Annotated in this window: 2 protein-coding genes; both read right to left on the bottom strand. The window is 70.4% G+C overall.

Annotated elements, in window-relative coordinates:
* Positions 1 to 4236: type I polyketide synthase (locus A5652_RS14965; protein ID WP_232001200.1), on the bottom strand; the 4236-nt coding region annotated here is incomplete at its 3' end.
* A gap of 19 nt (positions 4237 to 4255) precedes the next feature.
* Positions 4256 to 6039 (bottom strand): SDR family NAD(P)-dependent oxidoreductase (locus tag A5652_RS14960; protein WP_156745352.1); only part of this gene is annotated, 1784 nt, incomplete at its 5' end.

Here is a 6039-nt window from a genome sequence, read left to right as displayed (position 1 = left end):
GCCCTCGGCGCCCAACTGCGCGGCACCCGGATACATGCCCAGCGCCACCAGCACATCGCGGAAGTTCACCCCGGCCGCGGCGACCCTCACCCGCACCTGACCGGCCTCCAGTGACGCCGGCCCGGTCTCCTGCACCGCCAAATCCTCGAGCGTTCCCGCGTCGCCGGCGGCCAGCCGCCACACCGCCGGCGGGTCGGGCAGCTGCAGCAGGGGTCGCCGGTCGGCCGGTTTCAGCCGGGCGCTGTAGGCCACACCGTCGCGCACCACCAATTGCGGCTCGCTACAACCGATCACCGCCGCGACATCGAGGGTTCCGTCGGTATCGACCAACACCACGCGGCCCGGGTGCTCGGCTTGGGCCGAACGCGTCAACCCCCACACCGCGGCACCCGCCAGATCCGCGACGTCCTCTCCCGGCAGCCCCACCGCCCCGCGGGTCAGCACCACCAGGACGCCGACCGCCTCACCCGTCAGCCAGGGTTGCAGCGCACCCAGGGCCTCGTGGGTCGCGTTGTAGACGGAGGTGACCGCGCCCGGGGGCGCGGTCGGTGACTCCCAGACGGTGAAGTCTTGGCCAACGTCGTTGCCGGGCAGCGAGACCGGCGACCACACCACGTCGAGCAGCTCACCGCTGCCAGAGCGGGCTGCCACGGCCGCGGTCAACTGCTCGGCCGAGACGGCGCGCGTCACCAGCTCGCGCACCGACAAGACGGGCAGCCCGGACGAGTCGGCCAACTCGACCGACACGGCACTGGCACCAACCGGCGCCAGCCTGACCCGGACCCGCGATGCGCCCGCCGCGTTCAGGCTCACTCCCTGCCACGAGAACGGCAAGACGGTCTCGATCCGCTCGTCGGCCACTCCCAGCGCGTGCAGCGCCGCATCCAGGACCACCGGATGGATGCCGAAGCCACCGGTCGATACTCCGGCGTGTTGCGGAAGTTCCACCTCGGCGAAAGTCTCGGTCCCCCTTCGCCAGACGGCTCGCAACCCCTGAAAGGCCGGACCGTATCCGTAGCCCCGGCCCGCCAGGCCGTCGTACGCGCCGGTCACGGTCACCGCGTCCGCACCCGGCGGCGGCCACACCGACAAATCGGCGCCGGGTGCTGGCGCACGGTCGCTCAGCACGCCTTCGGCGTGCAGGACCCAATCAGATTGCACGGCGCGCGAATACACCGCGACCGAACGCGTTCCCGCCTCGCCGGCCGCGGCCACCACCACCTGAAGGTGCACCACCCCGGCGTCCGGCACCGACAGCGGCGCGGACAGCGTCAACTCCTCGATCACAGAGCAGCCGACCTCGTCGCCGGCCCGCAACGCCAGCTCGACGAAGCCGGCCCCCGGAAAGAGCACCGTGCCGGCCACCGCGTGGTCGGCCAGCCATGGCTGGGCGGCCAGCGAAAGCCGGCCCGTCAACACCACACCGCCGGAATCCGGCCGGTCCACCACCGCGCCCAACAGCGCGTGCTCGGCCTCGGCCAGACCCAGGCTGGCGATGTTGGCCGAACCCACCGAATCGCTGGATAGCCAAAAGCGCCGCCGCACAAAGGCATACGTCGGCAGCTCGACACGCTGGGCGTTGGAGTCTGCGAACGCCGCCGCCCACCGCAGATCGACCCCGGCCGTGAACAGCTGCCCCGCGGCCCGCAGCAACGAGTCCACTTCGGGCCGACCCTTGGCCATCGTCACCACCGAGGTCGCCCGGTCAATCGTCAGAGATTGCTCCACCGCGGACGTCAACGCCGCGCCCGGACCCACCTCCAGGAACACACCGGCACCCAGAGATTCGGCCAGCTGCACCCCGTCGACGAATCGCACGGGATTGCGCACGTGGTCGGCCCAGTAGCCGACGGTCCCATAGTCGGGGCCGGCCAGTTGGCCGGTCACATTGGACACCAGGGCGATTCGCGGCTCGCCCGCGGCCACGCCGGCCGCCACCGCCGCGAAGTCCTCCATCATGGGCTCCATCAACGGCGAGTGGAACGCATGGGAGACCGCCAGCCGGTGCACCCTGGCGCCGCCCGCGGCCAGCCGGTCCGCGACCGCCGCCACCGCGTCCTGCGCACCGGAGAGCACCAGCGATCGGGGGCCGTTCACCGCAGCGATGCTCACGGCACCGTTGAGCAATGGGGCCACCTCCGCTTCCGTCACGGTCACCGCGACCATCACTCCGCCGGCGGGCAACCCGGCCATCAACCGGCCGCGCGCCGCCACCAGCCGTGCCGCATCGGACAGCGACAGCACCCCGGCCACGCACGCCGCGGCGATCTCACCCACCGAATGGCCGATCACCACATCCGGTGTCACACCGAAGGACTGCCACAACGCGGCCAACGCGATTTCCAGGGCGAAAAGCGCAGGCTGGGCGAACTCCGTGCTCTGCAACAACTCTGGGTCGCTGCCCCACATCACCTCACGCAGCGGCAGCCGTGCATGGGGGTCGACCGCCGCGACGGCCTCGTCAAAAGCCTGGGCGAACACCGGAAAACGCTCGTACAGCCCGGACCCCATCCCGAGCGACTGCGAGCCCTGGCCCGGAAAGACGAACACCCGCTTGCCTTCCGATCGGGTCCGGCCGACCAGCACGTCCGGTTCCGGCCGCCCGGACGCCAGCCCGGCCAGCCCCGCCGCCAGGGCCTCGCGGTCGGCACCCACGAGCACCGCGCGATGCTCGAAGGCCGCCCGGGTGGTCGCCAGCGACCAACCCACGTCGACCGGTCGCACGCCCTCGTCGGCGTCGAGCCGATCCAGCAGTCGCTGCGCCTGACCCGCCAACGCCTCGGGTGACCGGGCCGAAACCACCCAGGGAGTCACCGGATTCGGCGTCGCGGCCACCGGTTCGGGTTCGCTGTCGAGTGGCACGGGAGGCTGCTCGACGATCACGTGCGCGTTGGTGCCGCTGATCCCGAACGACGAGACGCCGGCCCGCCGTATTCCGCCGTGATCGGGCCACGGCTGCGGCTCGGTCAACAGCGACACCGCGCCGGCCGACCAGTCCACGTGCGGCGACGGGATGTCCACGTGCAGCGTCTTGGGCATCACCCCGTGCCGAATCGCCTGCACCATCTTGATCACCCCGGCCACCCCCGCCGCGGCCGAGGTATGCCCGATGTTCGACTTGATCGAGCCCAACCACAGCGGTCGGTCCGCCGGGCGATCCTGACCGTAGGTCGCCAGCAGGGCCTGGGCCTCGATGGGATCTCCGAGCACCGTTCCGGTTCCGTGGCCCTCGACCACATCCACGTCCGCCGCCGCCAGTCCGGCGTTGGCCAACGCCGCTCTGATCACCCGCTGCTGCGACGGCCCGTTGGGCGCGGTCAACCCGTTCGACGCGCCGTCCTGATTCACCGCCGTACCGCGCAGCACCGCCAAGACGGGATGCCCCAGGCGTCGCGCGTCGGCGAGCCGCTCCAACACCAGCACTCCCGCGCCCTCTGACCACGAAGTCCCGTCCGCCGCTCCGGCATACACCTTGCAGCGACCGTCTGGGGCCAGCGCGCGCTGGCGGCTGAACTCGACGAAGGCCGCGGGGGTGGCCATGACGGTCACCCCACCGGCCAGCGCCAAATCGCATTCCCCCGACCGCAACGACTGCGCGGCCAGATGCATGGAGACCAACGACGACGAGCACGCGGTGTCGACCGATACCGCCGGCCCCTCCAGGCCCAACACATAGGAGACCCGGCCCGAGGTCACGCTCAGCGTCGAGCCGGTCAGCCCGTAGCCCTCGAGCTCGCCCTTCACCTCGCCGCCATAGCCGGCGTGAATGACCCCCGCGAACACTCCGGTCGCCGAGCCCCGCAACGTGAACGGATCAATGCCCGTGCGCTCCAACGCTTCCCAGCAGATCTCCAGCATCATCCGTTGCTGGGGATCCATGGCCAGCGCCTCGCTGGGCCCGATGCCGAAGAACCCGGCGTCGAAGTCGCCCGCGTCCCGCAGGAAGCTGCCCTGCCGGGTGTACATCTTCCCCTTGGCATCGGGGTCGGGGTCGTACAACCCGTCGACGTCCCAGCCGCGGTCGGCCGGGAAGTCCGACACCGTGTCGCGGCCCTCGATCACCAGTTGCCACAGGTCTTCTGGCGATTCGACTCCACCGGCGTAGCGGCAGGCCATGCCCACCACGGCGACCGGCTCGGAAAGCTGGCCCTCCAATTCCGCGACGCGCCGCCGAGTCCGCCTGAGATCCGCCGTGAGGCGTTTCAGGTAGTCGACGTGCTGCGTGGTGCCCGGCATCGTTGCTCCTTGTGGGGTGTCAGCGGCCGAGTTCTTCATCGAGGATCGCAAAGAGTTGGCTTTCGGTGGCGGCGTCGAGGTCATCGTCGAGATGTTCGGCATCGGAAAGATCGCCCGACGGAAGCGCGGCGAGCAGGCCGTGAATGCGGGCTCGTAGCACCGACTTGTCGTCGGCATTCCAGTTGGACGCGCCGAGCAGCGCCTGCAGTTCCCGGGTGATGTCGTTGAACCGACTCAGGCTCGGCTGATCGTCGCCGCCGGCGGTGCCGGCCAGTTGGGTGTCCAGATGCGTCGCCAGCGCGGTGGGTGTCGGGTAGTCGAAGATCAGTGTCGGTGAAAGGGCAAGGCCCGTAGCGTTTTTGAGCCGGTTGCGTAGCTCGACGGCGGTCAGTGAATCGAACCCCAGTTCCTGGAAGGCGCGGCCGGCGTCGATGTCCGCCGGATTGGGCACGCCCAGCACCATCGCCGCGTTGCCGCAAACCAGGTCGACCAGCTCGCGCTGTCGCGCCTCGGGACTCAGGCCGTGCAGACGCTCCGAAAGCCCGCTCGTTGAGGCGGTGACGTCCGTGTCGTCGATGACGCGCCGGGTCGGACCGGCCACCAGTTCCCGCAGCAGTCCAGGTAGCGCGGCGATGTTGTCGGACAGGGCGGCCCGGTCCACGCGGGCGGCAACCAGCACCGGGCTGTCGATCAGCATCGCGGCGTCGAACGCCGCCAGCGCCTGTTCGGTGGATAGGGGCGCCAGCCCGATCCTGCTCATCCGGGCCCTGTCGCGATCCCCAAGGTGCGCGGTCATCGCCGACGCCTGCTCCCACAGGCCCCAGGCCAGCGACAGGCCCGGAAGTCCGTGGGCGCGCCGATAGGCGGCCAGGCCGTCGAGGAAACTATTGGCCGCCGCGTAGTTGGCCTGACCCGGGGTTCCCACAATCCCGGCCATCGACGAAAACACCACGAACGCCGACAGATCGAGGTGCCGGGTGAGCTCGTGCAGGTTCCAGGCCCCGTCGACCTTGGCGCGCAGCACGGTGTCCACCCGATCCGGTGTCAGCGACGAGATCAACCCGTCGTCGAGAATGCCCGCGGCATGCACGACTCCGCGCAGCGGAAATTGCGCGGGTATCTCGGCCAGCATCGCCGATGCCGCCTCACGGTCGGCGACATCGCAGGCCACCACCGACACCTGGGCGCCGGCCTCCTGCAGCCCGGTCACCAAGTCGGCGACCCCGGCGGCCCGGGCACCGGTGCGGCTGACCAGCACCACGTGGGCCACTCGGTAACGGTCAACGAGGTGGCGGGCCAGCGCCGAACCGGCCATACCGGTGCCACCGGTGATCACCACGCTGGATCCCGCCAGCCCCCCACCGCAGCCACTGAGCACCGCGCCCGGCCCGGACGGGAGGGTCAGCGCGACCTTGCCGATGTGGCGAGCCTGGCTGACGTACCGATAGGCCGCCGAGGCACAGCGAACGTCAAAGGTCCTCAGCGGCAATGGTTTCAACGCTCCGGCCGCCAACAGTCCCACGATCTCGGCCAGCATGGCCGCGGTGCGGTCGGGGCCGGCCTCCATCAGGTCGAACGCCCGATACTGCGCGCCCCGATATTGCTCCGCGACGACGCGCGGATCGCGCACGTCGGTCTTGCCCATCTCGATGAATCGCCCACCGGGAGCCAATAGCCGCAACGACGCGTCAGTGAACTCGCCGGCCAGGGAGTTGAGCACGACGTCGAGCCCGGCCCCGCCGGCGGCCGCAATCAGCGTCGCGAATTTCGCCTCGAACTCCGTCGTGCGCGAATCGCCGATGT

The sequence above is a fragment of the Mycobacterium sp. 1165178.9 genome, assembly GCF_001673555.1.
In the GTDB taxonomy this organism is placed as follows: domain Bacteria; phylum Actinomycetota; class Actinomycetes; order Mycobacteriales; family Mycobacteriaceae; genus Mycobacterium.
This window is presented reverse-complemented; position numbering and strand designations above follow the sequence as displayed.